General features: G+C 69.1%; 1 protein-coding gene. It reads left to right on the top strand.

Annotated elements, in window-relative coordinates; translation table 11 throughout:
• Positions 1-54 precede the first annotated feature (54 nt).
• Positions 55-246 (top strand): helix-turn-helix domain-containing protein (locus ACSNOK_RS35645; protein ID WP_436784811.1); only part of this gene is annotated, 192 nt, incomplete at its 3' end.

Genomic DNA, 246 nt, shown 5'->3' with positions numbered 1-246 from the left:
GACATCCTGACTGCGGGCATCCCCCTGGGTAGCCAGAACGAGGGCCACGGGGGCATGCACCACGGGGGAACGAGCGAGTACGGGGGGAAGGGAAGAGTCATGCCTCGTTGGAGGGCGCTACCGGACGAACTGGACCCGCAGGTGCGGGAGTTCGCCAGCCAGCTGCGCAGGCTCGTCGACCGCAGCGGGCTGAGCATCTCCGCGGTGGCCGACCGGACGGGTTACAGCAAGACGTCCTGGGAGCGC

This window comes from Streptomyces sp. URMC 126 (genome assembly GCF_051386555.1).
Taxonomy (GTDB): Bacteria; Actinomycetota; Actinomycetes; order Streptomycetales; family Streptomycetaceae; genus Streptomyces.
Note: the sequence above shows the minus strand (reverse complement) of the source record. Positions and strands in the feature narration are given on the sequence as shown.